This window comes from Halobacillus sp. K22 (genome assembly GCF_052246795.1).
In the GTDB taxonomy this organism is placed as follows: Bacteria; Bacillota; Bacilli; order Bacillales; family Halobacillaceae; genus Halobacillus.
Genome location: NZ_JBQQCN010000063.1, coordinates 1 through 707, shown reverse-complemented (window position 1 = coordinate 707; position 707 = coordinate 1). Strand labels below are relative to the sequence as shown.

Annotated in this window: 2 protein-coding genes; both read right to left on the bottom strand. The window is 36.8% G+C overall.

Features of this window, described 5'->3' with window-relative positions; genetic code table 11:
• On the bottom strand, positions 1-120 hold a 120-nt coding region (locus ACTWPM_RS20665; RefSeq protein ID WP_443134838.1), incomplete at its 3' end, for a cold-shock protein.
• A 411-nt stretch (positions 121-531) separates the two neighbouring features.
• A partial coding sequence (locus ACTWPM_RS20660; RefSeq protein ID WP_443134837.1) for a cold-shock protein occupies positions 532-707 on the bottom strand: 176 nt, incomplete at its 5' end.

The window sequence follows — 707 nt, the reverse complement described above, 5'->3', positions numbered from 1 at the left end:
TGTTTTGAAACCTTCGCCTTGAATAGCAGAGAAATGAACGAATACATCGTCTTGACCTTCTACTTCAATAAAACCGAAACCTTTTTCTGCGTTGAACCATTTAACATTACCTTGTAACATAATTGTTGCCTCCTGCGTGGAATTTCTCCACATTGTATTACTATTATTGCTCTGCATATTCATTCTAGACGAAAGTGACTTACTAGGTTACTTTTTCTTTCATTTATAAACGAACAAGAATAATTAATTCCTATCATAGCACCTGAATGAATTGTCGTCAACCTTGTACCAATTTTTTTTGTTAGAAGCACATATATTCAATTTCTTCCATTGTGTCGAAGTTCCAAATTATGTTGATCTTACACATTATCACCTGGTATTAACGAAAAAAATAATAGCGCCTCCACATAAGTATCCTGGATTAGCAGAAGGCCGCTTTCATATTTACCGGCACCTGAACACGAACAATCTGCACCTGGATCAAGAAACAAAAAAGACTCCCTTTTGAGAGGGAGTCTTTCATTTAACGTTTTATCTTTGAACGTTAGCTGCTTGCGGTCCACGGTTTCCTTCAACAACCTCGAAAGAAACTGTTTCGTTTTCTTCTAGTGTTTTGAAACCTTCGCCTTGAATAGCAGAGAAATGAACGAATACATCGTCTTGACCTTCTACTTCAATAAAACCGAAACCTTTTTCTGCGTTGAACC